The organism is Mycolicibacterium canariasense (assembly GCF_002101555.1).
GTDB classification, from domain to species: domain Bacteria; phylum Actinomycetota; class Actinomycetes; order Mycobacteriales; family Mycobacteriaceae; genus Mycobacterium; species Mycobacterium canariasense.
In genome coordinates, this window is sequence record NZ_LQOL01000042.1 from 301,494 (window position 1) to 326,359 (window position 24,866).

Annotated in this window: 22 protein-coding genes; 11 read left to right on the forward strand and 11 right to left on the reverse strand. The window is 69.6% G+C overall.

Going from position 1 to position 24,866, the window contains the following annotated elements; translation table 11 throughout:
- Positions 1 to 23: 23 nt before the first annotated feature.
- The gene (locus tag AWB94_RS10695) at positions 24 to 1,655 is read right to left on the reverse strand and encodes a PucR family transcriptional regulator (protein ID WP_062660439.1); all 1,632 of its coding nucleotides are present in this window, start codon (positions 1,653 to 1,655) and stop codon (positions 24 to 26) included.
- A 107-nt stretch (positions 1,656 to 1,762) separates the two neighbouring features.
- Here AWB94_RS10695 and AWB94_RS10700 point away from each other — a divergent pair, with 107 nt between their 5' ends.
- From AWB94_RS10700 to lipE, 4 genes are all read left to right on the forward strand, one after another.
- A complete protein-coding gene (locus AWB94_RS10700) occupies positions 1,763 to 3,253 on the forward strand; it encodes a CoA-acylating methylmalonate-semialdehyde dehydrogenase (protein ID WP_062660440.1) in 1,491 nt (496 codons plus the stop codon).
- 29 nt (positions 3,254 to 3,282) lie between these two features.
- On the forward strand, positions 3,283 to 4,665 hold the full coding sequence (locus AWB94_RS10705) for an aspartate aminotransferase family protein (RefSeq protein WP_062660441.1): 1,383 nt from the start codon (positions 3,283 to 3,285) through the stop codon (positions 4,663 to 4,665).
- A 121-nt stretch (positions 4,666 to 4,786) separates the two neighbouring features.
- Entirely contained in the window at positions 4,787 to 5,263 is a 477-nt protein-coding gene (locus AWB94_RS10710; protein WP_062660442.1) for a peroxynitrite isomerase, read from the forward strand.
- Positions 5,260 to 6,507: a lipase LipE gene (gene lipE, locus AWB94_RS10715; RefSeq protein WP_062660443.1), complete on the forward strand. Its 1,248-nt coding sequence runs from the start codon at positions 5,260 to 5,262 to the stop codon at positions 6,505 to 6,507. The genes AWB94_RS10710 and lipE overlap by 4 nt, the downstream gene beginning before the upstream one ends.
- Before the next feature lie 35 nt (positions 6,508 to 6,542).
- On the opposite strand, the gene AWB94_RS10720 is transcribed toward lipE, so the two are convergent.
- From AWB94_RS10720 to AWB94_RS10755, 8 genes are read right to left on the reverse strand one after another with little or no spacing between them, the layout of a single operon-like run.
- Positions 6,543 to 6,962, reverse strand: a complete 420-nt coding sequence (locus AWB94_RS10720) for an SRPBCC family protein (protein ID WP_024451831.1) — start codon at positions 6,960 to 6,962, stop codon at positions 6,543 to 6,545.
- Positions 6,963 to 6,991: 29 nt separating this feature from the next.
- A complete protein-coding gene (locus AWB94_RS10725; protein ID WP_036399413.1) occupies positions 6,992 to 7,432 on the reverse strand; it encodes a PPOX class F420-dependent oxidoreductase in 441 nt (146 codons plus the stop codon).
- Positions 7,433 to 7,478: 46 nt separating this feature from the next.
- Entirely contained in the window at positions 7,479 to 8,243 is a 765-nt protein-coding gene (locus tag AWB94_RS10730; RefSeq protein ID WP_036399411.1) for an HpcH/HpaI aldolase family protein, read from the reverse strand.
- 7 nt (positions 8,244 to 8,250) lie between these two features.
- A complete protein-coding gene (locus AWB94_RS10735; protein WP_234811688.1) occupies positions 8,251 to 9,207 on the reverse strand; it encodes an aldo/keto reductase in 957 nt (318 codons plus the stop codon).
- Positions 9,207 to 10,034 (reverse strand): ATP-binding cassette domain-containing protein, encoded by an 828-nt coding sequence (locus AWB94_RS10740; protein ID WP_062660444.1) that lies wholly within the window; start codon positions 10,032 to 10,034, stop codon positions 9,207 to 9,209. Before AWB94_RS10740 ends, AWB94_RS10735 begins: the two co-directional genes overlap by 1 nt.
- Positions 10,031 to 10,843, reverse strand: coding sequence for an ABC transporter ATP-binding protein (locus AWB94_RS10745; RefSeq protein WP_024451826.1), 813 nt, complete (start codon positions 10,841 to 10,843; stop codon positions 10,031 to 10,033). The genes AWB94_RS10740 and AWB94_RS10745 overlap by 4 nt, the downstream gene beginning before the upstream one ends.
- 1 nt (position 10,844) lies before the next feature.
- Positions 10,845 to 11,798, reverse strand: a complete 954-nt coding sequence (locus tag AWB94_RS10750) for an ABC transporter permease (protein ID WP_062660445.1) — start codon at positions 11,796 to 11,798, stop codon at positions 10,845 to 10,847.
- The gene (locus AWB94_RS10755; protein ID WP_024451824.1) at positions 11,795 to 12,730 is read right to left on the reverse strand and encodes an ABC transporter permease; all 936 of its coding nucleotides are present in this window, start codon (positions 12,728 to 12,730) and stop codon (positions 11,795 to 11,797) included. Before AWB94_RS10755 ends, AWB94_RS10750 begins: the two co-directional genes overlap by 4 nt.
- Positions 12,731 to 12,953: 223 nt before the next feature.
- Between AWB94_RS10755 and AWB94_RS10760 the strand changes: the two genes are divergently transcribed.
- From AWB94_RS10760 to AWB94_RS10785, 6 genes are read left to right on the forward strand one after another with little or no spacing between them, the layout of a single operon-like run.
- Positions 12,954 to 14,534 carry an ABC transporter substrate-binding protein gene (locus tag AWB94_RS10760; RefSeq protein WP_024451823.1) on the forward strand — a complete coding sequence of 527 codons (1,581 nt, stop codon included), beginning with the start codon at positions 12,954 to 12,956 and terminating at the stop codon, positions 14,532 to 14,534.
- A gap of 2 nt (positions 14,535 to 14,536) precedes the next feature.
- On the forward strand, positions 14,537 to 15,721 hold the full coding sequence (locus tag AWB94_RS10765; RefSeq protein WP_234811689.1) for a sialidase family protein: 1,185 nt from the start codon (positions 14,537 to 14,539) through the stop codon (positions 15,719 to 15,721).
- Positions 15,706 to 16,395, forward strand: coding sequence for an SDR family NAD(P)-dependent oxidoreductase (locus AWB94_RS10770; RefSeq protein ID WP_062660447.1), 690 nt, complete (start codon positions 15,706 to 15,708; stop codon positions 16,393 to 16,395). Before AWB94_RS10765 ends, AWB94_RS10770 begins: the two co-directional genes overlap by 16 nt.
- Positions 16,392 to 17,501, forward strand: coding sequence for a four-carbon acid sugar kinase family protein (locus AWB94_RS35770; RefSeq protein ID WP_165605442.1), 1,110 nt, complete (start codon positions 16,392 to 16,394; stop codon positions 17,499 to 17,501). Before AWB94_RS10770 ends, AWB94_RS35770 begins: the two co-directional genes overlap by 4 nt.
- Positions 17,498 to 18,508: a 4-hydroxythreonine-4-phosphate dehydrogenase PdxA gene (pdxA, locus tag AWB94_RS35775; RefSeq protein ID WP_062660449.1), complete on the forward strand. Its 1,011-nt coding sequence runs from the start codon at positions 17,498 to 17,500 to the stop codon at positions 18,506 to 18,508. Before AWB94_RS35770 ends, pdxA begins: the two co-directional genes overlap by 4 nt.
- Positions 18,509 to 18,512: 4 nt before the next feature.
- A complete protein-coding gene (locus AWB94_RS10785; protein WP_062660450.1) occupies positions 18,513 to 19,283 on the forward strand; it encodes a DeoR/GlpR family DNA-binding transcription regulator in 771 nt (256 codons plus the stop codon).
- 3 nt (positions 19,284 to 19,286) lie between these two features.
- Here AWB94_RS10785 and AWB94_RS10790 read toward each other — a convergent pair whose 3' ends face one another.
- The gene (locus AWB94_RS10790) at positions 19,287 to 20,378 is read right to left on the reverse strand and encodes an FAD-dependent oxidoreductase (protein WP_062660451.1); all 1,092 of its coding nucleotides are present in this window, start codon (positions 20,376 to 20,378) and stop codon (positions 19,287 to 19,289) included.
- Positions 20,379 to 20,464: 86 nt separating this feature from the next.
- Between AWB94_RS10790 and AWB94_RS10795 the strand changes: the two genes are divergently transcribed.
- Positions 20,465 to 20,908 (forward strand): DUF4383 domain-containing protein, encoded by a 444-nt coding sequence (locus AWB94_RS10795; RefSeq protein WP_062660452.1) that lies wholly within the window; start codon positions 20,465 to 20,467, stop codon positions 20,906 to 20,908.
- A gap of 10 nt (positions 20,909 to 20,918) precedes the next feature.
- Here AWB94_RS10795 and hrpA read toward each other — a convergent pair whose 3' ends face one another.
- On the reverse strand, positions 20,919 to 24,857 hold the full coding sequence (gene hrpA, locus AWB94_RS10800; RefSeq protein WP_109762726.1) for an ATP-dependent RNA helicase HrpA: 3,939 nt from the start codon (positions 24,855 to 24,857) through the stop codon (positions 20,919 to 20,921).
- Positions 24,858 to 24,866 lie beyond the last annotated feature (9 nt).

Below are 24,866 nucleotides of genomic sequence, written 5' to 3' on the forward strand. Positions count from 1 at the left end.
GCGACGCATCGGGGCGCCCCGGCTCACGTGTATGGATCGATGATCTCGGCACGCATCGGTTCGACGGCGGAACCGGGCGCGCGACTGAGCTTCTGCGCGTCCAGCACCATCAGCGCCACGTGCAGCGACGTCTGCGATTCACCGTCGTCGAGTTCGACCCCCAGGGCTTGCCCGATCGCGGCCAGCCGTTTGTAGAGCGCCGGCCGGCTCATGTGCAGCCGTTGGGCCACCGCCGCTTTGTTGCCGGACGACCGCAGATACTCCCGCAGCACCTCGATGTTCGAGGGATCGCCGGACAGCAGTGCCCCGAGTTCGGTTTCGGCGAAGGCCTGCACGCGGTGATCGCTGCGCAGCAACGAGATCAGTCCGCGCAGTCGCACATCGGCTGCGCGGTAGTACGGGCGCGCCGCCTCGGCCATGGACAACGCCACCTCCGCGATGTGCGACGCCTCGGCCAGGCCGTGGATGGCGTCGATCACCCGCTCCACGGGCTCGGCGACCGCCAGCGCCGCGCCGGAAATGCCTTCCACGCGTCGGATTTCGCGCCGCAGATCGGTGCCGAGCGCCGCCAGCGCGGTGTCTGCCGAGCGAGCGACGCCGAGCGACAACACCATCCCGATCTCGCCGTCGCGCCGCACCGAGAACAGGCCGGTATGCCCGGACGCGTTGACGGTGTGGGTGACGGTGTCCAGCAACGACACGTTGCGGCGTTGCCCGGCAACGGGATCGCTCATTCCGCGGACGCCGGCCGGACGCTCCACCCGAACCGTGGCCGGCACGTATCGGGCCGACGAGCGCAGCCCGAGCGCATGCGCACGGGCGGCGGCCTCGCGTTCGTCGGTGATCCGGCTGCGCAGTACATCGTCGAACAACCCGGTCTGGGCCTGGTGCGCCAGTCCGGAGCGATCCCGCTCGATCATCCGGTGCAGGGCCAGCGCCACCCCGGCCCGTTCCAGGACCATCTGGGTGCGGGCCGCGTCGGCGGGCCGCCGCGGCACGATGAGTCGACCCCATTCCTCGGTGCGCGGCCCCACCGCGGTCACCGCCCAATGCTCGGTGCCCGCGCTGCGCCGGGATCGGCGCTCCCAGTCGTGCAGCAGGTCGGCGGTGTGACCACCCGCCGACACGGCCAGCACCCGGTGCGCCAGGTCCTCCAGCACCACGGGCTCGTCGAGCATGCCCGCGGCGGCGTCGACGATGCCGCTCACCGAGGCGCGCTTCATGCTGAGATCGGTGAACGTCTGGTGCACGCGGCGGTCGAAGTCCACCCGGTCGAACTGATCGGTGACGATCATCCGGTGCACCGCCTCGGTCACCTCGACGAAGCGGACCTGCCGGTGCAGCGCCACCAGCGCCAGGTCGAACTGCTCGGCGATCGTGCCGGTGCCGGCCGGCAGCTCCTGCCCGCCGAGTTCGACGACCACACCCAGGACCCCGGCCTGGGCCATGCCGCGCAGGTAGCGGGCCGGGTCGGCGCGTAGCGCCGCGCCGGTGGTGAGCACCAGTTCCCCACCCTGGACCAGGGTGGACAGGTCAGCCATATCGCTGACGTGCACCCAGCGGATCGGCTCGTCGAATCGCCGTGAACTGAGGATCTCAGGCTCGCCGTGGTGCAGCACCGGCAGCCGGAGAACGTCGGCCACCGTGATGATCATTTACACATCGTAACGAGATGACCGATATCGGAGACGGTTCGTAATGGTCGGTCGGGTGTCGGCGGCCACAGACTGAGGGCAATCCGACAGAAAGTGAGCACATCGCGATGCAAGCCACCGTTCAGCACTGGCGTGACGGCAAGTTCTTCGAAGGCGACTCGGGTGCGACGGCGCCGGTGACGAATCCGGCGACCGGGCAGGTCACCGGTCAGGTGGCCCTGGCCAGCGTCGAGGACGCCCGCGCGGTCATCGACTCAGCCGCCGCCGCGTTCCCCGCCTGGCGCGACACCTCGCTGGCCAAACGCACCCAGGTGCTGTTCAACTTCCGCGAACTCCTCAACGCCCGCAAGGGTGAACTGGCCGAGATCATCACCTCTGAGCACGGCAAGGTCGTCTCCGACGCCCTCGGCGAAGTCTCCCGCGGCCTGGAGGTCGTCGAATTCGCCTGCGGCATCCCCCACCTGCTCAAGGGCGGGTTCACCGAGAACGCCTCCACCAAGGTCGACGTCTACTCGATCCGCCAGCCCCTGGGACCGGTGGCCATCATCTCCCCGTTCAACTTCCCCGCCATGGTCCCGATGTGGTTCTTCCCCATCGCGATTGCCACGGGTAACACCGTCGTGTTGAAGCCGTCGGAGAAGGACCCCTCGGCGTCCCTGTGGCTGGCCCGACTGTGGGCCGAGGCCGGGCTGCCCGACGGCGTCTTCAACGTCCTGCAGGGTGACAAGACCGCCGTCGACGAACTGCTCACCAACCCCAAGATCAAGTCCGTCTCGTTCGTGGGGTCCACCCCGATCGCCCAGTACGTCTACGCCACCGGCACCGCGAGCGGCAAACGCGTCCAAGCCCTGGGCGGGGCCAAGAACCACGCCGTCATCCTGCCCGACGCCGACCTCGACCTGGCCGCCGACGCCATGGTCAACGCCGGATTCGGCTCCGCCGGGGAACGCTGTATGGCGATCTCCGCCGCCGTGGCCGTCGGCCCGATCGCCGACGACCTGGTCGCCAAGATCGCCGAGCGCACCGTCGGCCTCAAGATCGGCGACGGCACCAAGGACTCCGACATGGGCCCCCTGGTCACCAAGGCCCATCGCGACAAGGTCGCCTCCTACATCGACGCCGGCGAAGCCGACGGCGCCAAGGTCGTCATCGACGGTCGCACCGTGCAGGCCGATGGTGGAGCGGACGGATTCTGGCTGGGCCCCACCCTGCTGGACAACGTCACTCCCGAGATGAGCGTCTACACCGACGAGATCTTCGGCCCCGTGCTCTCGGTCCTGCGCGTGGACACCTACGACCAAGCACTCGAGCTCATCAACAACAACCCCTACGGCAACGGCACCGCCATCTTCACCAACGACGGCGGCGCCGCCCGACGCTTCCAGAACGAAGTCGAGGTCGGCATGGTCGGCATCAACGTCCCCATCCCCGTCCCCATGGCCTACTACAGCTTCGGCGGCTGGAAAGCCTCCCTCTTCGGCGACAGCCACGCCCACGGCACCGAAGGCGTCAACTTCTTCACCCGGGCCAAGGCCATCACCAGCCGCTGGCTCGACCCCTCCCACGGCGGCATCAACCTCGGCTTCCCCACCAACTAATCGATCGGGTAAATGAGAACATCGACATCATGACGCTCACCCAAGAGTCCACGACGCTGCCCAACGGGCTGACCGTTGCCGATGCGCAGGCCGAGGCGGCCCGCGCGTTCGAGCTGGATCGCAAGCATGTGTTCCACTCCTGGTCCGCCCAGGCCGAGATCGCCCCGATGACGATCACCGCCTCGCAGGGGTCCTACGTGTGGGACGGCGACGGCAATCGCCTGCTCGACTTCTCCTCACAGCTGGTGAACACCAACATCGGGCATCAGCACCCGAAAGTGGTTGCCGCCATTGCCGAACAGGCCGCCAAGCTCTGTACGGTCGCGCCGCAGCACGCCAACGCGGCGCGCTCGGAGGCCGCCCGGCTGATCGCCGAGCGCACCCCCGGTGAACTGGACAAGATCTTCTTCACCAACGGTGGCGCCGACGCCGTCGAGCACGCGGTGCGGATGGCGCGGTTGCACACCGGCCGGTACAAGGTGCTGTCCCGGTACCGGGCCTACCACGGCGGCACCGAGACGGCGATCAACCTGACCGGTGACCCGCGCCGCTGGCCCAACGACCACGGCAACGCCGGGGTGGTGCACTTCTTCGGGCCGTTCCTGTACCGCTCGCAGTTCCACGCCACCACCGAGGCCGAGGAATCCGAGCGCGCGCTGGCCTACCTGGAGCAGCTGATCGCACTGGAGGGTCCGTCCACCATCGCCGCGATCATCCTGGAGTCCATCCCGGGCACCGCGGGCATCATGGTGCCACCGCCCGGCTACATCGCCGGGGTGCGGGAGATCTGCGACCGCCACGGCATCGTGTTCATCGCCGACGAGGTGATGGCCGGCTTCGGGCGCAGCGGAAAGTGGTTCTCGATCAACCACTTCGACGTGGTGCCGGATCTGCTGACCTTCGCCAAGGGCGTCAACTCCGGCTATGTGCCGCTCGGTGGCGTGGCGATCAGCCCCGCCATCTACGAGACGTTCGCGCACCGCCCCTACCCGGGCGGGTTGACCTACTCCGGGCACCCGCTGGCCACCGCGGCCGCCGTCGCCACCATCAACGCGATGGCCGACGAGGGCATGGTCGAGAACGCGGCCCGGATCGGCGCCGAGGTCATCGGCCCCGGCCTGGCCGAACTGGCCGCCAAGCACCGCAGCGTCGGCGAGGTCCGCGGCGCCGGGGTGTTCTGGGCCGTCGAACTGGTCAAGGATCAGCAGACCCGCGAGCCGCTGGCACCGTACGGCGGTTCCAGCCCGGCGATGAACGCCGTCATCGCCGCGTGCAAGGCCGGCGGCCTGCTGCCGTTCGCGAACTTCAACCGCATCCACGTCGTGCCGCCGTGCAACGTGTCCGCGGACGAGGTGCGTGAAGGCCTGGCGATCCTGGATTCCGCGCTGGACGTGGCGGATCAGGCGCTCTGATCTCCCGCAGGCCCGCGAGCGTGCACACAGATCGTGAACTAGGCAGAAAACACGCTCTCCATGCACGCTCGCGGGCCTGCGTCATCTCGGCACCAGTTCACCACGCCGTAGGCTGGCGAGCGTGCCCGACCTTCATCCCGCAGTCGCCGTTCTGGCTCCCCTGCTCGGCACCTGGACCGGACCCGGCGCGGGTGAATACCCGACCATCGAACCGTTCGGCTATCTGGAGTCCGTCACGTTCGACCATGTCGGCAAGCCGTTCCTGGCGTACTCGCAGCGCACCAAGGCCGCCGACGACGGCCGGCCGCTGCACGCCGAGTCCGGGTACGTGCGGGTGCCCGCACCGGGCCGGGTGGAGTTCCTGATCGCGCATCCGACCGGCATCGTGGAGGTCCTGGAGGGTTCGCTGGACGTCGAGCCGCTGCGTATCGACGTCACCGCCACCACCATCGGTCGGTCGGCCTCCGCCAAAGAGGTGACGGCACTGGCTCGTTCGTTCGCACTGACCGGTGACGAGCTCACCTACACCGTGCGGATGGGAGCCGTGGGGCAACCACTGCAGCATCACCTGTCGGCGACCTTGCGGAGGCAGTCATGACGACCACCACCCCACTCGACGGCCGGATCCGGGTGCCCGCCGATCTCGACGAGGTGACCGACCGCGCGCCCGAAGACCACTCCGATATCGATCCCCGAGCGGTGGAACGGATCTGGGACAAGGCCCGGCACTGGTATCAAGCCGGGATGCAGCCGGCGATCCAGGTCTGCCTGCGCCACCGCGGTAAGGTGGTGCTCAACCGCGCCATCGGCCACGGCTGGGGCAACGGTCCCGCCGATCCCGTTGATGCCGAGAAGATCCCGGTCCGCACCGACACTCCGTTCTGCGTGTACTCGGCAGCCAAGGCGATCACCACCACCGTCGCCCACATGCTGGTCGAGCGGGGTACGTTCGCGCTGGAGGACCGGGTGTGCGACTACCTGCCCAGCTACACCAGCCACGGTAAGGACCGCACCACCATCAGGCACGTGCTCACCCACAGCGCGGGCATTCCATTCGCGACCGGGCCGAAACCCGACCTACGGCGGATGGACGACAGCGACTACGCCCGCGAGATGCTGGGCCAGATGAAGCCGGTGTACCGGCCGGGTTTGGTGCACATCTACCACGGGTTGACGTGGGGCCCGCTGATGCGCGAGATCATCTCGGCGGCCACCGGTCGCAGCATCCGCGACATCCTGCGCGACGAGATCTTGGCCCCGCTGCAGTTCCGGTGGACCAACTATGGCGTTGCGCCAGAAGATGTTCCGCTGGTTGCGCCCAGTCACGTGACCGGCAAGCCGCTGCCCCCGCCGATCGCCAAGGCGTTCAAGCTCGCCGTCGGCGGGACACCGCAGCAGATCATCCCGCTGTCGAATACCCCCGAGTTCCTGACCGGGATCGTCCCGTCGTCGAACACCGTGTCCACCGCCGACGAGTTGTCCCGGTTCGCCGAGATCCTTTGCCGCGGAGGTGAACTCGACGGGGTACGGATCATGCGACCGGAGACCCTGCGCGACACGACCCGGCAGGCACGCCGGCTACGCCCCGATCTGGCGACCGGTTTGGCGCCGATGCGGTGGGGCACCGGGTACATGCTCGGGTCCAAGCGGTTCGGCCCCTTCGGGCGGGACGCGGCCGGCGCGTTCGGACACACCGGGCTCACCGATATCGCGGTGTGGGCCGACCCGGAGCGCGCCTTGTCGGTGGCGGTGGTCAGCAGCGGAAAGCCCAGCGGACACCCCGAGGCCAAGCGCTACCCCGCGCTACTCGACACCATCAACGCCGAGATGCCGCGGATCTAGGCGGCCACCGCCTCGAGCGGCCGAGACATCTGGGATCAGGCGCGCGACGCTGCCCGCACCAGCAACCGCAGCAGCACCTGCGCGATCACCGCGAGGGGCGCCTTGACCAACGGGAACGAGGCCGTGGAGGCGACGGTGTAGTCGATGCGGGTGCCGGTGCCCACCGGCGTCAACCGCACCTCGCCGGTGTAGCCGGGAAACGGCGTCCCGGACAGCGCCTTGTAACCGAACACGTGCGGCGCCTCGAAGGTGACGACCTCCTCGACGATGTCGGGCCCCGGCCCCGGCGTCTTGATCCTCCGGACGGCGCCGACCCCGTTGGGTTCGGGCGAGCCGGGTCGGCCCAAACTGACGCTGAGGCCCGGCACCCAGGACGCCATCCCGACGTGATCGGTGAGGGTGGCCCACACCGTGTCGATCGGTGCGGCCACGGTCGCCTGCGATGTCACATGCATGGGCCCAGGCTATCGCCCCGGGCGGCCGGTCAGCGCAGCTTCTCGCCGTACACGCGCTGCACCCGCAGCGCCATCAGCACGCGCCGGTCGGACACCATCACCGACCGGTACTCGTCCCAGTCCGGGTGTTCCCCGGCCGCGGCACGGTAGTAGTCGACCAGCGCGGCCACCTCCGGTCCGTCCGGATCGGTGCCCGGGCCGGTCAGCGTCACCGCGCCCTCGGCGGTGGCCCAGGCCCAGCCGTCGGCACTGGTCACCTCCAGCGCCGCCCGAGGGTCCCGGCGCAGGTTGGCGGTCTTGGCCCGGCCGTCGGTCATCGAGACGTAGATGACGCCGGCCGCTCGGTCGTAGAACGGCGTCACCGGGGACAGCTGTGGGAGGCCGTTGGCCTTGATGGTGGCCAGCACGCCGAGCCGGGCTTCGGCGAGCAGGGCATGCGGATCGAAGGTCTCGGGTGTGGAAGCGGTCACATCGGAGCGCAACCGTGCCGCCCGTGTCCCGTATTCCGGGTCGGGGCTACCCGCCCAGCGCGTCCTTGAGATGCCCGGCCGAGACCGCCTTGAGGTGGGTGACGTCCGAGGCGACCGAGGCGAAGGTGAAGCCCTGGGCCAGCCGTCGTGCCGCGGTCGCCCCGTCGGGGGTGTGGATGCCCGCGGCGATACCGGCCGCCGCGGCGGCCTCGCGCACCTTCTGCAGGGCGGCCTCGAACTCGTCGGCGACGGCGGGGTCGTTGGAGTGCGCACCACCGACGGCCAGCCGCAGATCCGACGGGCCGACGTAGACGCCGTCCAGGCCGGGCACGGCGCAGATCTCGGCCACCTCGGCCAGGCCGCGCGGGGTCTCGATCATCGCCAGCACGACGGTGTCCCGGTCGGCGTCGGCGGGCAGCGGCCCGATCCGCAGTTGGGAGCGCATCGGACCGTAGGAGCGGATTCCGTTGGGCGGGTAGGTCGCCGCGGCCACGGCGGCCGCGGCCTCGTCGGCGGTGTTGACGAGCGGGACGATCACCCCGGCGGCCCCGGCATCCAGCGCCCGCCCGATCGGGGTCGGATCGTTGGCTTCGACGCGGACCAGCCCCACCGGCCCGCCCGCTGCGTCGATGGCCGTCAGGCCGGCCAGCATGCCGGAGTAGCCGATCAGCCCGTGCTGCAGGTCCAGGGCCAGGTAGTCCCAGCCGACGTGCGCCAGCCACTCGTGCGCGACGGGACAGTCCAGCACCGACCAGTAACCCAGGATGCGTTCCCGGCGGCGCAGCCGGGCGGCGAATTCGTGTGCGCTCATCGTCGACCTATCGGTTGTAGTTCGGCATCGGGCCGCGCAGTGCCGCACCCACATCATCACAGGCTTCCACCACGTCGGCGGGCAGCGGTCCCTTCGCCAGCACCGCGATATTGGCTTGCAGATGGCCGACTTTCGAGCCGCCGAGCAGGATCGGCCCGGTCACCGGCTTGGACAGCAGCCAGCGCAGCGCCAGTTCGGTCAGCGGCACACCGGCCTTCTCGGCGATCACCGACAGTGCCTCGATCGCCTCGAAAATCGCAGTGTTCCAGTAGCGCTGCTTGTACATCTGGGCCAACCGGGACGTTCCGAACCGTCCGTCGGCGGGGTCGGCGTCGAACGTGTGCCGCCCGGTCAGCAATCCACCTCCGAGCGGGTTGTACACCATGGTGGTCAACCCGGTGACCGCGGCGAACTCCGCGTACTCGTCCTCGATCCGGCGCGCCAGCAGGTTGTAGAGCTGTTGGGCGACCAGCGGCCGCGGCGCCCCCACCTCGTCGGCGAGGTGGTTGATCTCGCCGATCTGCCACGCCGCGTAGTTGGACACCCCCAACGCGCCGATCTTGCCTTCCTTCACCAATTCGGCGACGGTGGACAGGGTTTCGGCCAGCGGTGTGTCGCGGTCGGGTTGATGCAGGTAGAACAACTCGACGTGGTCGGTGCCCAGACGGGACAGGCTGCCTTCGATGCTGGCACGCAATCCGGCGGCCGACAGCGGCGCGTGCCCGCCCGCATCCGGGTGCGGCATCCCGGCCTTGGTGGCCAGGGTGACCCGGTCCCGCCGCTCCTTGAGCAGCCCGGACAGGATGCGTTCGGTCTCGCCGCCCGCGTACCCGTTGGCGGTGTCGACGTGGGTGATACCCGCATCCAATGCCGCGTCGAACATCCGTTGGGCGCCCACGGTATCGACGGTGTCGCCGAAGGTCATGGTGCCCAGGACGAGCGGGGACAACTGCAGGTCGGACACTATGCGACTCCCTGTTCCTGGTTGATACGCAATACGTTTCGTGGTTTGACGCCGACCATGGCGGTCGGGTCCAGCGCCGCCGCGCGCAAAGCGCGGGTGTAGGACTGCTGCGGATGCGCGAGCACTTCGGCGCTCGCGCCTTGCTCGACGATGGCGCCGCCCCGCATCACGATGATGCTGTCACTGATTTCGCGCACCACCCCGAGATTGTGCGTGATGAACAGGTAGGTCAGGCCGGTGTCGCGTTTGATCTCGCGCAGCAGGCCGAGCACCTGCGCCTGAACCGACACGTCCAGCGCGCTGGTCGCCTCGTCGCAGACCAGCAGGTCGGGTCCACTTGCCAGGGCGCGGGCGATCCCGATGCGTTGCCGCTGTCCGCCGGAGAACTCGGCGGGCTTGCGGTGCAGCGCCGTCGAGGGCAACCCCACCCGGTCGATCAGTTCGGCGGCCCGCTGCCGGCGCGCGGCCCGGCTGCTGATGCCCTGCAGGCGTAGGGGTTCGGCGACGATGTCGACGGCATCCAGGTGCGGGTCCAGCGATCCGTACGGGTCCTGGAACACCATCTGGATGCGGGAGCGCAGCGGCCGCAGGGCGCGCTCGGACAGCGCGGCGATATCGGTGCCGTCGAACACGATCCGGCCCGACGTCGGGGTGAGCAGGCGGACGATGGCCTTTGCCAGGGTGGACTTGCCGCACCCCGACTCCCCGACGACGGCCAGGGTGGTGCCGCGCTGCACGGTGAAGCTGACGGCGTCGAGCGCGCGGAACACGCCGTTGCCGTTGGGGTATTCGACGACGAGGTCCGTCACCGTCAAGAGCTCGCTCATGCCGGAACTCCGATCGTGGCCGCATTGTCCAGCCGCGGTACCGCGGCCAGCAGCCGCTGGGTGTACTCGGTTTGGGGGGCGCGCAGCAGTTCCTCGGCGGCTCCGCCCTCGACGAACCGCCCGTTGCGCATCACGAAGATACGGTCCGACATCAACCGCGCCACCCCGAGGTCGTGGGTGATCAGCAGCATGCCGATACCCGTGCGCTCCTGCAGTTCCAGTAACAGGTCCAGGATGCTGGCCTGCACGGTGACATCGAGTGCACTGGTGGGTTCGTCGGCGACGATCAACTCGGGCCCGGCGGCGAGCGCGGCCGCGATCAGCACCCTCTGCAGCTGACCGCCGGAGAGCTGATGCGGGTACTTGCCGAGTTGTTCGGCGGGCCGCGGGATCTTCACCTGTTCGAGCAGTTCCACCGCGCGCTCGCGCTGCCGCGCCCGGCCGCTGACACCGCTGTGCCGGATGGCGTCGCGCAGCTGTGCGCCGATGGTGTGCACGGGGCTCAGCGCCGTCATCGGATCCTGCGGAATCAGGGCGATGTGCCGACCGCGAACGGCACACAGCGCCCTGTCGTCCCCCAGGATGGGCCGGCCCCCGAAGGTCGCCGACCCGGACAACACGGCCAGGTCCGCCGGCAACAGCCCGAGGATGCCCATCGCGGTGGTGGACTTCCCCGATCCGGACTCGCCGATGATGGTGACGGTTTCACCGGCCTCGATGTCGAAGGACACGCCGTCCACGGCGCGGATCACGCCCGCCGCGGTGATCAGCTCGATCTGGAGTTCCTCGACGCAGAGCAGTTTCGCCATCTCAGGCCGCCTTCTTTCGGAGCGAGAACCGGCTCAGCAGACCGGTTTTGGGGAAGCCGGCGTGATCTCGCAGACCGTCGCCGAGCAGATTCACCCCGACCACCAACAGCGCGATGGCCAACCCCGGCAGGGTGACCAGCCACCACGAGGTGGTGACGTAATCCTGGCCGTCGGAGATGATGCGGCCCCAGGTGGCAAACGGGCGCTGCGGGCCGGCACCGAGGTAGCTCAGCGCGCTTTCCAGCAGCACCGCCTGCGCGAGCAGCAGCAGTACCACCAGGGAGACCTGCTTGACGATGTTCGGGATGATGTGGCGCAGCAGGATCGCGGTGCGCCCGAGGCCCAGTACGTGCGCGGCCGCCACATAGGGTTTCTCCCGCTCCACCAACGTCAAGGACCTTGTCAGGCGCGCGATCTCGGGCCACTGCGCAATGGCGATGACGAAGGTGATGACCGGGATGGACGGCCCGAACAGGGCCACCACCAGGAGCAGCATCATCAGCAGTGGCAGCGACAGCTGGGCTTCCAGCAGGCGGCTGACCACGGTGTCGACCCAGCCACCGCGATAGCCCGCGATGGCGCCGAGCGTCAAGCCGATGAGGCCGGACACCACCACGGCCAGGATGCCGATGGCCAGGGACACCTGCCCGCCGTAGAGCACCCGGGCGAGCACGTCGCGGCCCAGCTGGTCGGTGCCGAACAGGTGCCCGCCGGTCAGGGGCGGCAGCCGGCGGGCGGCCAGGTCGGTGGCGTCCGGCGAGGGCACCGGCAGGATGCGGGCGAACGCCACCGGCAGAATCACGATCAGGGCGGCGATGCCGCCGATCCAGATCTTGACCCGGCTGTCCCTGGCCCGGCGGGTGGCACCGGCGCGGGCGATGTCACGGGCGGTGACGGCCGACGGGCGCTCCTGGGCCGGGGCCGGATAGACGGTGGTGGCCGGCGATGCGGTCATGTGGTGGTTCCCTTCCCGAGCCGTACCCGCGGATCGAGCACCGGATAGCAGAGGTCGACCACCAGCTGCACCAGCACCGCCAGCACGGCGGTCACCAGCACGGTGGCCTGGATCAGCGGATAGTCCCGGGTCTCCAGCGCGCGGACCACCAGCGAGCCGACACCGGGCCAGGCGAAGACGACCTCCACCACGACGACGCCGTTGAGCATCGACGCGAATCTGGTGCCGAGCGCGGTGAGCACCGGGATGGCCGAGTTACGCATGGCGTACCGCCAGATCAGTTCGCGCTCGGAGACCCCTCGGGCCCGGCCCACGATGATGTAGGGCGAGTTGAACGCGCCGACCATCTCACGGCGCACCATCCGCGAGATCAGCGCGACCTGCAGCACCGCGATGGTGACCGTCGGCAGCACCAGGCTGGACCAGGTGGTGAAACCGGCGGCCGGGAACACCGGGATGAGCACGGCGAACAGCGTGATGAGCATCAGCCCGGTCCAGAAGTCCGGCATGGACTGCCCGGTGATCGTGACGGCGTTGGCGGCCAATTCGCGACGGGTGTCGGCCCGCCGGGCCATCCACACCCCCAGTGGCACCGCCACCGCGGTGGTCAGCAGGATGGCCGCGACCGACAGCGTGATGGTGTACGGCAGCCGGCCCAGCACCACGTCGAAGGCGGGGGCCTGGAACGAGTACGAGGTGCCCAGGTCCAGGTGCAGCAGTCCCTGCAGGTAGCGCAGGTACTGGATGAACACCGATTCGTCGAGCCCCAGATCGGTGCGGATGCGGGCCAGGTCTTCGGTGGTGGCCAGCGGCCCGGCGATGGCGTCGGCCGGGTCCCCCGGCGCCAACCGGATCAGGACGAACACCGTGGTGAGGGTGAGGAATACGGTGAGCAAGCTCTGCCCCAGCCGCCGGATGATGTATCTCGGCATGGCGGCGGTGAACCAGCGGCGCGCGGGCCGGCGGGCCGGTGCGTCGAGCTGTTGGGTCATCGAGACGTCCTTCGTCGAACGAGGAGGTGCTGTTACTCAGCTCACAATGTCACGCCTGCGTGTTTTGCGCAAGTATGCGCAGTCGATTGCGCGTTGTGCGCATTAGGGCGTAGAGTTCGGTTGTGTCAGCCGTCACAGCAGAGTCTCGCCCGGAGGGTCGATGATGACCAAACCCGTTCTCCAACGGCAGTTTTCGCGCCGCAACCTGCTCCGGTCCGGGGTGTTGCTGGGTGCGGGCCTGGCCGTCGGTTCGGCCGCCGCCGGGTGCGCCACCCCCACCGGCCGGCCGGGTCCCACCACGATCAGCCTCGCCATGAACCGGTCCATGACCACCCTGGACAACAAGCTCCTGCAGTACGACGCCGCGCTGACCGTGCAGCGCGCCGTGCGCCAGGCGCTCACCGAGATCGACGAGAACCTGCGCCCGCGGCTGGTGCTCGCCGAGGAGTTCCGGCTCACCACACCCACTCAGTGGTTCGTCCGGCTGCGCCGCGGTATCCGCTACTCCGACGGATCGCCGGTCCAGGTCGAAGACGTCGCGACCGCCCTGCAGATGTACAGCCAGGTGCACGGCGGGTTCGTCGGCGGCTTCTTCCCCGAATGGCCGACCGTCGCGAAAATCGACGCCACCAGTTTCACCTTGAACACCCAACGCCCGGTTCCGGTGCTCGACTACCTGATGTCCAACATCCTCGTCACCCCCGCTGCGGCCAACCGGCCGGAGGATCTGCAGGGTGGCGTGGGCACCGGGCCGTTCATCGTCACCGCGGCCGACCGCGGGCTGGGCAACTACAGCCTGGAACGCAACGTCAACTACTGGGGTCCGCGCCCGTCGGTCGAGTCGGTCCGGGTGCGGTTCATGCCCGACGAATCCAGCCGCGTGGTGGCGCTGCGCAGCGGCGAGGTGGACGTCATCGACTCCATCACGCCGGACTCCACCGATCAGCTGGCCGGATTGACCGGTGTCGCGGTGGATCATGCCGACGGGGTGCGGCTCAATCAGCTGTTCTACAACTTCCGCAAGCCGCCCGGCGCGCCGACCGCCGATGTCCGGGTGCGCCGTGCGCTCACCTACGCCATCGACGGCACGTCACTGATCGACAACGTGCTGCAGAAATCGGCCACCGCCTCCAAGAGTGTCATCCCGCTGAGCCTGGACGGCGCCGTAGAGACCGGCGAGTACACCTACGACCCGGACCGGGCCCGGCACGAGCTGGACGCGCTCGGCCTGCGTGACTTGTCGCTCAAGATCATCTGGGAGAGCGGGGAATTCGCGGCCGACACCGACATCATGGAATCGGTGGTGCAGATGCTGTCGGCCGTGGGTGTGCGCGCCACCCTGCGCCAGTTCGAACCCGGCGGCGATATCGCCCAGTGGCGCCAGGGCCGTGCCGGTGACTGGGACGTCCTCGGAAACGGCTTCCCCAGCCCCACCGGGTTGGCACTGACCATCATGCAGGGCATGTACGCGGGCACGCAGGAGAAGGAGAAGACCCGCGATACCTACCACGGTTACCTGTTCCCGGAGATCACCGCCCAGATCACCAGAGCCTCGGAGGAACCGGATGCGAAGCGCCGCGCCGAACTGCTGGCCACGGCGCAGCACGACATCTGGAAAACCTGCCCGATGCTGTGGTCGTTCGTGCCGAAGGCGGTGCTCGGCAGGCGATCGCGCATCGACGGGATTGCGCTGCGCCCCACCAACTCCTACAACCTGGCCACCGTGTCACTGAAGGGTGACTGACCGTGGACACCGTATCGCTGCGCACCGACGGGATCGTCCGCGCGACCGCCGAGCCCGGCCGCCGTGACGCCCTGCTGCCCGCGCCGCGGGTGCAGAACCATGCCGCCAATCTGGCGGTTCTGCCCGACGGCACGCTGGGTTGCGTGTGGTTCGCCGGCACCCAGGAGGGTGTCCCGGATATCGGGGTGTGGTTCTCCCGGCTCGCCGACGGGGTGTGGTCACCACCCGTCGCACTGTCGGACGACCCGACCCGGTCGGAGCAGAATCCGCTTCTTTACGTGCATGATTCGCGCCACGTTTGGCTGCTGTGGACCTCACAGCACGCCGGTAACCAGGACACCGCGCGGGTGCTGCGCCGTATCTCCTCCGACGGCGGGCACAGCTGGGGCGAACCGCATGTGCTGCTGCCGGAGACCGAGGAGGGCGGGGTGTTCGTCCGCCAACCCCTGGTCCGGTTGCCCAGCGGACGGCTGCTGCTGCCGATCTTCCACTGCGTGCGCGTCCCGGGACAGCGCTGGGTGGGGGACCGGGACTACAGCGGCGTGATGATCTCCGACGACGACGGCGGCACCTGGCGCGAGGTGGTGGTGCCCGACAGCACCGGGGCGGTGCACATGAACATCGGGCGGCGCTCCGACGGCAGTCTGGTCGCGCTGTATCGCAGCCGCTGGGCCGATTTCGTCTACCGCAGCATCTCCACCGACGACGGCCAGACGTGGTCGGCACCGCAGCCCACCGAACTGCCGAACAACAATTCGTCCATCCAGTTCGTGGTGCTGTCCGATGACCGGCTGGCCCTGGTGTGCAACGAATCCAGCGCCGCCGATGCCACCGCACGGCGCACATCGCTCTACGACGAGATCGACGACGACGGCCTGGCCGCCGACGGGCCCGCCCCCGCGGCGCAGGTACCTGTCGACGGCGACTCCCGCGCCGCGTTCTGGGGTGCACCGCGCGCCCCGATGACGCTGGCGCTGTCCGACGACGGTGGACTGACCTGGCCGGTACGTCGCAATCTGGAAGTCGGTGACGGGTACTGCCTGTCCAACAATTCCCGGGACGGCCTGAACCGGGAGTACTCCTACCCGAGCATCACCACCGCCGGCGACACCCTGCACATCGCGTTCACCCGGTTCCGCCAGGCCATCGAGTACGTCGAGGTCGGCCCGGCATGGATGCCGACATGACCGGCATGGCGGTGGTCACCGGCGCCAGTTCCGGTATCGGCGCCGCCGTGTCGCGCCGCCTACTCGACGACGGCTGGCACGTCATCGGGCTGAGCCGTCGGGTGCCGGATATCCGGCACACCGGTTTCGATTCCTTCACAACGGATCTCGGTGATCTCGATGCGCTGCGCGGGTGGGCGCGCGACCTCGGCGCGGTCGACGCCGTCGTCCACGCGGCGGGGTTGCAGTACTCGGCGCCGCTCGGTGCACTGGATCCCGACCACGGGCTGCGGATGTGGCGCATCCACGTCGGTGCGGCCGAGGCGCTCGTCGACGCGCTGGCACCGATGTTGCCCGACGGCGCCCGGGTGGTCCTGATCGGCAGCCGCACCATGACCGGGAATCCCGGCAAGAGTCAGTACGCCGCAACCAAGGCCGCGCTGGCGGGGATGGCGCGGTCCTGGGCGGCCGAACTCGCCGGCCGCGGCATCACCGTCAACGTCGTCGCCCCGGGTCCCACCGACACCCCGATGCTGGCCGACCCGGCCCGCTCGCACACCCCACCGAAACTGCCGCCGCTGGGCCGGTTCATCGATCCGGCCGAGGTGGCCGGACTGGTCGCGTTCCTGCTCGGCCCGGACGCCCGCAGCATCACCGGCCAGACCATCGTGCAGTGCGCGGGGGCGTCGCTGTGACCGGCACCATCGCCGTGCTGGCCGACGACCTCTCCGGGGCGGCCGAAACCGCCGCGGCGTTCCTCGACCGCGGCATCCCGGTCACCTTGTGCCTCGCGGCCGGGGCTGTCCCGGCCACCGGGGTCACCGTGTTCGACCTGAACACCCGCACCATGACGGCGCAGGACGCCCGGCGGGTACACCGCGCGACCCTGACCCGGCTGGCACCGGATGTGTTGGTGGTCAAGAAGATCGACTCGTTGTTGCGCGGCAATGTACGCGCCGAGGTCGACGTGCTGGCCGAGCGCGGCCCGGTTGTGGTCGCGGCCGCCCTGCCCGCGCTGCGCCGCAGCGTGATCGGCGGGGTGTTGCACGTCGACGGGGTGCCGTTGCACCGCACCGACGCGTGGGCGGCCGAATCCGGTGCACCGCCGCGCTCCCTGGCCGAGCTGCTCGGGCCCCATGTCACCGTCCGCGACGCCACCAGTGACGCCGACCTCGACACCATCGTGCGCTCGGTCGCACCGGGCACCCAGTTGGTCGGAACGTCGGCGCTGGCCGCCGCGCTGGCCCGCACCCTGCCGGAGCAGGCACCTGCCCTCGCGTGCCGGGCGCCGTCGGCCGGCCTGCTCGCCGTGATCGGCACGGCGCATCCGCACGCGGCCGAACAGGTTCGCCGGCTGGTCGGCACCGGTGTGCGGCACGTGCCGCTGGCTGCCGGTGACTTGCTCAGCGGTGCCGCCGATCCCGCCGATGTGTGCCGCGCCCTCGAGGCGGGACCGGCGGTGGTCACGGTGGACGGCGAAGTCCGGCCCGAACACGCCAGCGAATTATCCTGCGTCATCGGGCGTTTGGTGGCCTCTGCCCTGCCCGCCCTCGGCGCTCGGCGGCCCGACCTGATTCTGACCGGTGGGGAGACCGCCCGCGCGGTCGTCGATGCCCTCGGTCTCACCGATCTGCGGCCCATCCACCAGGTGCACCACGGTGCGGTGGTGTCGGTCGCATCCGACGGGCGCAGCGTCGCCACCCGTCCTGGCAGTTTCGGCGACGGCGACAGTCTGGTCGCCATCGCCGACTATCTGGCCAGTCCCCAGCATGTCCACCCCCAATTGAAGGACAATTCATGACAGGACTTCCCGTTGTCGCCGTCACCATGGGCGACGGTGCCGGTATCGGCCCGGAGGTGATCGTGCCCGCGCTGCTGGAGCCGGCCACCCAGGCCCGCTGCAATCCCGTCGTGATCGGCGATGCCAAGCGGCTGGCGCAGGCGGCCGCCCTGCTGGGCAGCACGGCCGAGATCGTCACCGTCGCCACCGTGGCGGACGCCCGGCAGGTGCCCGGCCGCATCAACGTCATCGACCTGGACCTGCTGCCCGACGACCTGCCGTGGGGACAGTTGTCGGCGGCGGCCGGGCACGCCGCCTATGAGTACATCCGGGTGGCCAGCGAATTGGCGGTGCGTGGCGAGGTCCAGGCGATCTGCACGGCACCGTTGAACAAGGAGGCGCTGCACGCGGCCGGGCACGTGTTCCCCGGGCACACCGAACTGCTCGCGCATCTCACCGGCACCGAGGAGGTGTCGATGATGCTGTCCACGCCCAAGCTCAAGGTCATCCACGTCACCACCCATATCGGCCTGATCGACGCCGTCCGGCGGATCGAGCCGGGACTGGTCGAGCGCACCGTGCGCCGCGGCCACGACGCCCTGGTGCGCGCCGGCAACCCGGACCCCAAGATCGGGGTGTGCGGCATCAACCCGCATGCCGGGGAAAACGGCCTGTTCGGGTACGGCGAGGAGGAGGAGAAGATCATCCCCGCCGTCGAGAAATTGGTCGCCGACGGGATCGACGTGCACGGTCCGCTGCCCGCCGACACGGCGTTCTTCCTGGCCGGACGTGGCGATTACGACCTGATCGTGGCGATGTACCACGACCAGGGGCACGGCCCGGTGAAGGTGCTCGGCATCGAGGCCGGGGTCAACATCACCGTCGGTCTGCCCGTGATCCGCACCTCGGTGGATCACGGCACGGCTTTCGATATCGCGGGCAAGGGTATCGCCGAGGCCGGTAGTATGGTCGAAGCTCTTCGGCAGGCCGCCGAATTGGCAAGCAGCACAACGACTGTCAAAGGATAGGGATTTGCCGGTACGCGGGTCGCAGGCACGCCGGGCCGAGATCGTGCGGCTCGCGCGGTCCAGCGGGCTGGCCAGCGTGGAGGAACTGTCCACACAGTTCGGCGTCACCGCGTCCACCATCCGCCGCGATCTGGGCCAGCTCACCGAACAGGGGTTGATCGCGCGCACCTACGGCGGCGCCATCGCGCTGGATCCGCATCCCGAATCATCGTTCCGGCAGCGCGCCCAGGAGGGCTACGCCGCCAAACGGCAGATCGCCCAATGGGCCGCCGCGCAGGTGCGCCCCGGCGAAACCATCCTGCTCGACGCCGGCACCACGGTCGGTGCGATGGGGGAATTCCTCTGCGATATCCCCGGTTTGACGGTGGTCACCGCCGGACTGAGCGCGCTCGAGGAGCTCGCCGACGCCGACGATGTCCGGGTCGAATGCATCGGCGGCACGCTGCGCCACCTCAGCCAGGGGTTCGTCGGGCCGCTGGCGGAGGCGACGTTGGCCCGGCTGACCTTCGACCGGGCGTTCCTCGGTGCCGACTCGGTGCATGCCGAGCTGGGCATCTGCGAGGCCGAACTGGACCAGACCCGGCTCAAGGAGCTCATGATCGAGCGGGCCGGCACGGTCTACATCCTGGCGCACGCCGCCAAATTGGGCCAACGGCAGTTCCATGCCTGGGCCCCGATCCCGCCCGGCGCCGTCCTGGTCACCGACGAGTCGGCCACCGAGTCTCAACTCAAGCCCTTCCAGGCCGCGGGTGTGCTCACCCAGCGCGCCCCGTGACGGTCACTCGCCGGGTGTGCGCACCCCGCGGTAGATCCCCCGCTTGACGATCAAGGGCTGCAACACGTTCCGGACGGCCCAGGCCGGGAATCGGACGGCCTGGCCGCCGGGAGTGAACACCTCCAGGCCGTCGCGTTGCGCGCCGAGCACCGAACCCCAGCGCCGGGTCGGCGGACGGTACTCGCGCAGCGGTGTCCCGTCGACGAATGCTGCGATGTTACGGGCCACTAGGGCGTCGGCTCGGCTGCGGGCCGAGGCGCGCAGCGGATCGGTGGCCGCGACATCACCGATCGCGAAGACCTCCGGGTGGCCGGGAACCTGCAGATGCCGGGTGACCCGCACGAAACCGTGCTCGTCCAGCAGCTCGGCGGGCAGCCAGCCGGTGTTGGGCCGCACCCGCCCCACCGCCCAGAGCACCGCATCGGCGTGCACGGAGGGTTGTCCGGTGCTGAATTCGACCGGGCCGGTGGTGATCTCGTCGGCGTGGTCGGGCACCACCGCCCGATGGCCGCCGTGCAACCCCACCCCGGCCGCGGCCAACCGGCGCTCGACCCGGCGCCACACCCGTCGATGATGTTGGGGCAGCGCGTGTTCGCGCGGGTAGTACAAGTCGACCGCCGCCCTCGGCAGCGCCGACGCCAGGTTGGCCGCGGCGCTGACCGCTGCCGCCCCGCCGCCGATGACCGCGATGGTCGATGCTGCCGCGAGCCGGGCGTGTACCGCCACCAGCTGCGCGTCGATCTGCTCGGCGGTCTGGCGGTCCGGCCGGCGCCAGAAACCGTTCGTCACGCCGGTGGAGATCACCAGCACGTCATAGGGTTCCGGGCCGGTGTCGACATCGACGGAGCGGGCGGCCAGGTCGACACCGGTGATGGTGCCGTGCACGGTGCGTACCCGGTCCAGGCCGCGGAACCGGTCGAAGGTGGTCCAGTAGTCGCGGGACCAGTCCTGCGGTCGGGCCACCCGCACGCCCAGCTCCTGACCGCTGAGCAGGCCGGGTTTGGCCGAGATGCCCACCACCTCGAAACGCCGCGCCAGCCGCAGCGCGGTCAGCACGCCGGTATCCCCGAGACCGGCGATGACGACGCGCTGCACCCCGACACGCTAACCGGTGCGGGCCTCTTGACCCGGCCAATTCGTCGTCGTACCGTCGAAGAACGGATCTACTACAGGGGGTAGTAATGACCGAACCCCGTCGTGGCTGGACTTTCGCACAGTGGGGCCTGCTGATCATCTGCGTCGTGCACCTGGCCCAGGCGGTCATCGGCTTCATCGCCGAACCCAGCTTCGCCACCGGCCCCGGCGCGTCGACGGTGCAGATCCTCGGCATGGACTACAACGGCTGGCACGCGCTGGCCGGCGCGGCCCTGTTCGGACCCGGGCTGGTGTTCTGCCTGCGCAATTCCTGGGCGGTGCTCTACCTGCTGGCAGCCGCGGTCGCCGGCGGCCTGCCCGGCGTCTGGGCGCTGTTCTCCCAGCAGGTGGCCTACGTGTTCACCTTTCCCAACAACATCACCGACGCCGTCGTGCACTTCATCACCGCCGCGGTCATGGCGGCGGTCGCCGGCATCCAGATCCGGCGCGACGGTGGCCTGCGCGCCAGCCTCGCCGACCTGCACCGTTGAGCAGGGCCGGTCAGCCGATCGCGTCGATGGCCTTGTAGATCCGCTGTTCGCTCACCGGGCGGGGCGTGCCCAGCCGCTGGGCCCACAGACTGACCCGCAGTTCCTCGATCTGCCAGGCGATATCGCGGATATCCGCGGCCCGCGCCCGGGTCGGCGAAAGTGCTTGCACCACGGCGTCATAGGCGTCCTCGACGGCATGCACCCGGGCCATCCGCTCGGCGTCGGCGGCGGGGGCGTGCGGCAGCCGCTCCAGCCTGCGGCCGATGGCGGTGACGTATCTGGTCAGGTCGGCCAGCCGGCCGGCCCCGGCATGGGCGACGAAGCCGTTGGGTAGCAGCCGATCCAGCTGCGCGCGGATATCGGCGATCGCCGCCGCCTGTACCGGGCTGGGACGGTCGGGCAGGGCCACCTGCACCTCGTGGTACACGGTCAGCACCTTCTCCGCGCGGCCGACGATGCCGCGCGTCATCGCACCGAGCTCGCGGGCCACCCGGTCCCGCAGCGCGCCGAACTCCGCCGCCGTCCACACCGGTGCGCGTACCAACGCATCGACCGCCGCATCGGTGCAGTCGTCCAGCAGCGCAGCCAACGAGCCGTCCGGATTCGCGTTGAGCGCCAACCGGGTTCGCATGTCCAGGCCGCGTTCGATCGCCTTCACCGGCGATGGCACGCTCAGCCGCAACAACCGCCGGGTCCCCGGGCCCATCGCGGCCTGCTGCTCGGCGGCCGACGCAAACACCCGGATGTCCACCGACGTTCCGCGGTCGACGAAGGCGGGGTAACCGCGGACCGGGTGGCCACCGGTGATCCGCTCCACCGTGCGGGGCAGCTCGTCGAGATCACCGGGCCAGCCCGTCAGACCGGACCGCTCCCATTCGCCGGCCACCGCCGCGGTGACAGCCCGCTGGATCGGCGCGGCCAGTGTTTCCTGAAGCGCGCCAAGGTCTTTCCCCCGCGCCACCTCGGTTCCGTCGTTGTCCTCCACCGCGAAGGTGACGCGCAGGTGCGGGGGCACCTTGGTCAGGTCGAAGGCGTCGATCGGCACCAGGATGCCGCTGATCCGCCGCAGTTCTCGTTGCAGCGCCTCCAGCACCGAGCCGGCGCCCGGCTCCAGCCGGGGCAGGACGGCGCGGGCGGTGTCGGGGGCCGGCACGAAATTGCGGCGCAGATCCTTGGGCAGCGACTTGATCAGCGCGGTGACCAGTTCTTCGCGCAGAGCCGGTACCTGCCAGGCGAATCCGTCACCACCCAGCCGGGCCAGCACCTGCACCGGCACGTGCACGGTGACGCCGTCGTCGGCGGCGCCGGGCTGGAACCGGTAGGACAGCGGCAGCTCCAGGTCATCGGTGCGCCAGGAGTCCGGGTGGTCGGCGGAGTCGTCGACCCGCATCAGCTCGTCGCGGGTGAAGGTGAGCAGATCCGGTGTCTTGTGCCGCTGTTTCTTCCACCAGGCGTCGAAATGCCGGCCCGACACCGCCGTCGCGGGTATCCTGGCGTCGTACAGCGCGTAGATCTCGTCGTCGGTGATGAGCAGATCACGACGTCGCGACCGCTCCTCCATCTCGGCCAGTTCGGCGCGCAGGGCGGCGTTGTCGCGGAAGAAGTGGTGCCGGGTCTGCCAGTCGCCGTCGACCAGGGCGTGCCGGATGAACAGCTCGCGCGCCACCACCGGGTCGACGGCGGCGTATCCCACCCGCCGGCGCGGTATCAGCGGCAGGCCGTACAGCGTGACACGTTCGTAGGCCATCACCGCCGCCCGCGCGGCATCCCAGTGCGGTTCGCTGTAGGTGCGCTGCACCAGGTGGGCGCCGACGCGTTCCAATGTCTCCGGGTCGATGCGAGCGGCGGTGCGGCCGAACAGCCGGCTGGTCTCCACCAGGTCCGCGACCACGACCCAGCGGGGTGGCCGCTTGGTCAGCACCGAGCCCGGCGCCAACACGAACTTCGTGTTCCGGGCGCCCTGGTAGTCCCGGGAATCGCGCGCCTTGGCCTCGTCGCGCAGGCCGATGTGCGACAGCAGTCCTGCTGCCAGCGCGGCGTGGATGCCGGCCGGGTCGGCGGGCTGATCGGATTCGTGGATACCGATATCCCGCGCGATGCTACGCAGCTGCCCGGCCAGATCCTGCCATTCCCTGATCCGTAGGTAATGCAGGAATTCGTCGCGGCACATCCGGCGAAAGGCACTGCTGGAGCGGTCCTTTCGCTGCTCCCGCAAGTAGTTCCAGAGGTTCAGGTAGGAGACGAAGTCGGAGTGCTCGTCGGCGAAGCGGGCATGCTTGCCCCTGGCCGCCTCTTCGCGGTCGGCGGGGCGCTCCCGCGGGTCCGGGATGGACAGCGCCGCGGCCAGCACCAGTACCTCGCGGACACAGCCCTCGGTGTCGGCGGCCAGGATCATCCTGCCGATCCGCGGATCCAGCGGCAGCCGTGCCAGCCGGCGCCCGATATCGGTCAGCGCGCCGGTGCCGTCGAAGGCACCGAGCTCCTGTAGCAGGCCGATACCGTCGCGGATGCTGCGGGCGTCCGGCGGATCCAGAAACGGGAACCGTTCGATCTCACCGAGACCCAGGGCCGACATCTGCAGGATGACGGCGGCCAGGTTGGTGCGCAGGATCTCCGGGTCGGTGTAGCGCGGGCGAGCCTGGAAATCCTCTTCGGAATACAGCCGGATACACACGCCGGGCGCGGTGCGGCCGGACCGGCCGGCCCGTTGGTCCGCCGACGCCTGCGAGATCGGTTCGATGGGCAGCCGCTGCACCTTGGTGCGCCGGCTGTAGCGGGAGATGCGGGCGGTGCCCGGATCGACGACGTACCGGATCCCGGGCACCGTCAGCGAGGTCTCGGCGACGTTGGTGGCCAACACGATCCGGCGGGCGGTGCGGCTGGGGGTGAACACCTTCTGCTGCTCGGCGGTGGGCAGCCGCGCGTACAGCGGCAGCACCTCGGTGCTCGGGCCGACCACGCCGCGCAACGCGTCGGCGGTGTCGCGGATCTCGCGCTCCCCGGACAGGAACACCAACACGTCGCCGGGCGGTTCGGCGGCCAGTTCGCGCACCGCGTCGACGATGGCCTCGGTGGGGTCGCGTAGCTCGGATGAGCCGCTTGCGCGAAGACCGGCAACGGGGGTGCGGACGATCTCGTGGTCGGGATCGTCGGGGTCGTCCGAATCATCTTTGCCGACAGGCACTTCCAGGGGTCGGTACCGGATCTCCACCGGGTAGGTGCGCCCCGACACCTCGACGATGGGCGCACCGCCGAAATGCTGCGCGAACCGACCCGGGTCGATCGTCGCCGAGGTGACGATGACCTTCAAATCCGGCCGGCGCGGCAGCAATTCGCGCAGATAGCCGAGCAGGAAGTCGATGTTGAGGCTGCGTTCGTGGGCCTCGTCGATGATGATGGTGTCGTAGCGCAGCAGCCGGCGGTCGCGTTGGATCTCGGCGAGCAGAATGCCGTCGGTCATCAACTTGACCAGCGTGGAGTCATCGGCCTGGTCGGTGAAGCGAACCGTGTAGCCGACGGCCCCGCCGAGCGGCACATGCAGTTCGTCGGCGATGCGCTGCGCGACGGTGCGGGCCGCCAGCCGGCGCGGCTGGGTGTGCCCGATGGTGCCGCGGATGCCGCGGCCCAACTCCAGGCAGATCTTGGGCAACTGGGTCGTCTTGCCCGAGCCCGTCGCCCCCGCCACCACGACCACCTGATGCTCGCTGATGGCCTTGGCCAGCTCGTCACGATGTGCGCTGACCGGCAGGTCCGGGTAACTGATCTGCGGGACCGCCGCCAGCCGGGTGGCGATCAGGCCTTCGGCGGCGGCGAACTGCGCCAGCAGTTTCTCGTCGGGAGCCGAGTGCAGATTCTTCAACCGCCGGCCCAACCGCGACGCATCCCGGATCGTGAGGCCGTCGAGGCGCGCGCGCAGCTCGGGGACGGACGCTGCAGACAATCCGGACATTTGGTCAAG

Coding starts and splice junctions, on each gene's coding strand:
- AWB94_RS10695 (WP_062660439.1), bottom strand. CDS start 1,655: ATGATCATCACGGTGGCCGACGTTCTCCGGCTGCCGGTGCTGCACCAC.
- AWB94_RS10700 (WP_062660440.1), top strand. CDS start 1,763: ATGCAAGCCACCGTTCAGCACTGGCGTGACGGCAAGTTCTTCGAAGGC.
- AWB94_RS10705 (WP_062660441.1), top strand. CDS start 3,283: ATGACGCTCACCCAAGAGTCCACGACGCTGCCCAACGGGCTGACCGTT.
- lipE (WP_062660443.1), top strand. CDS start 5,260: ATGACGACCACCACCCCACTCGACGGCCGGATCCGGGTGCCCGCCGAT.
- AWB94_RS10720 (WP_024451831.1), bottom strand. CDS start 6,962: ATGCATGTGACATCGCAGGCGACCGTGGCCGCACCGATCGACACGGTG.
- AWB94_RS10730 (WP_036399411.1), bottom strand. CDS start 8,243: ATGAGCGCACACGAATTCGCCGCCCGGCTGCGCCGCCGGGAACGCATC.
- AWB94_RS10740 (WP_062660444.1), bottom strand. CDS start 10,034: ATGAGCGAGCTCTTGACGGTGACGGACCTCGTCGTCGAATACCCCAAC.
- AWB94_RS10745 (WP_024451826.1), bottom strand. CDS start 10,843: ATGGCGAAACTGCTCTGCGTCGAGGAACTCCAGATCGAGCTGATCACC.
- AWB94_RS10750 (WP_062660445.1), bottom strand. CDS start 11,798: ATGACCGCATCGCCGGCCACCACCGTCTATCCGGCCCCGGCCCAGGAG.
- AWB94_RS10755 (WP_024451824.1), bottom strand. CDS start 12,730: ATGCCGAGATACATCATCCGGCGGCTGGGGCAGAGCTTGCTCACCGTA.
- AWB94_RS10760 (WP_024451823.1), top strand. CDS start 12,954: ATGACCAAACCCGTTCTCCAACGGCAGTTTTCGCGCCGCAACCTGCTC.
- AWB94_RS10770 (WP_062660447.1), top strand. CDS start 15,706: ATGGATGCCGACATGACCGGCATGGCGGTGGTCACCGGCGCCAGTTCC.
- pdxA (WP_062660449.1), top strand. CDS start 17,498: ATGACAGGACTTCCCGTTGTCGCCGTCACCATGGGCGACGGTGCCGGT.
- AWB94_RS10795 (WP_062660452.1), top strand. CDS start 20,465: ATGACCGAACCCCGTCGTGGCTGGACTTTCGCACAGTGGGGCCTGCTG.
- hrpA (WP_109762726.1), bottom strand. CDS start 24,857: ATGTCCGGATTGTCTGCAGCGTCCGTCCCCGAGCTGCGCGCGCGCCTC.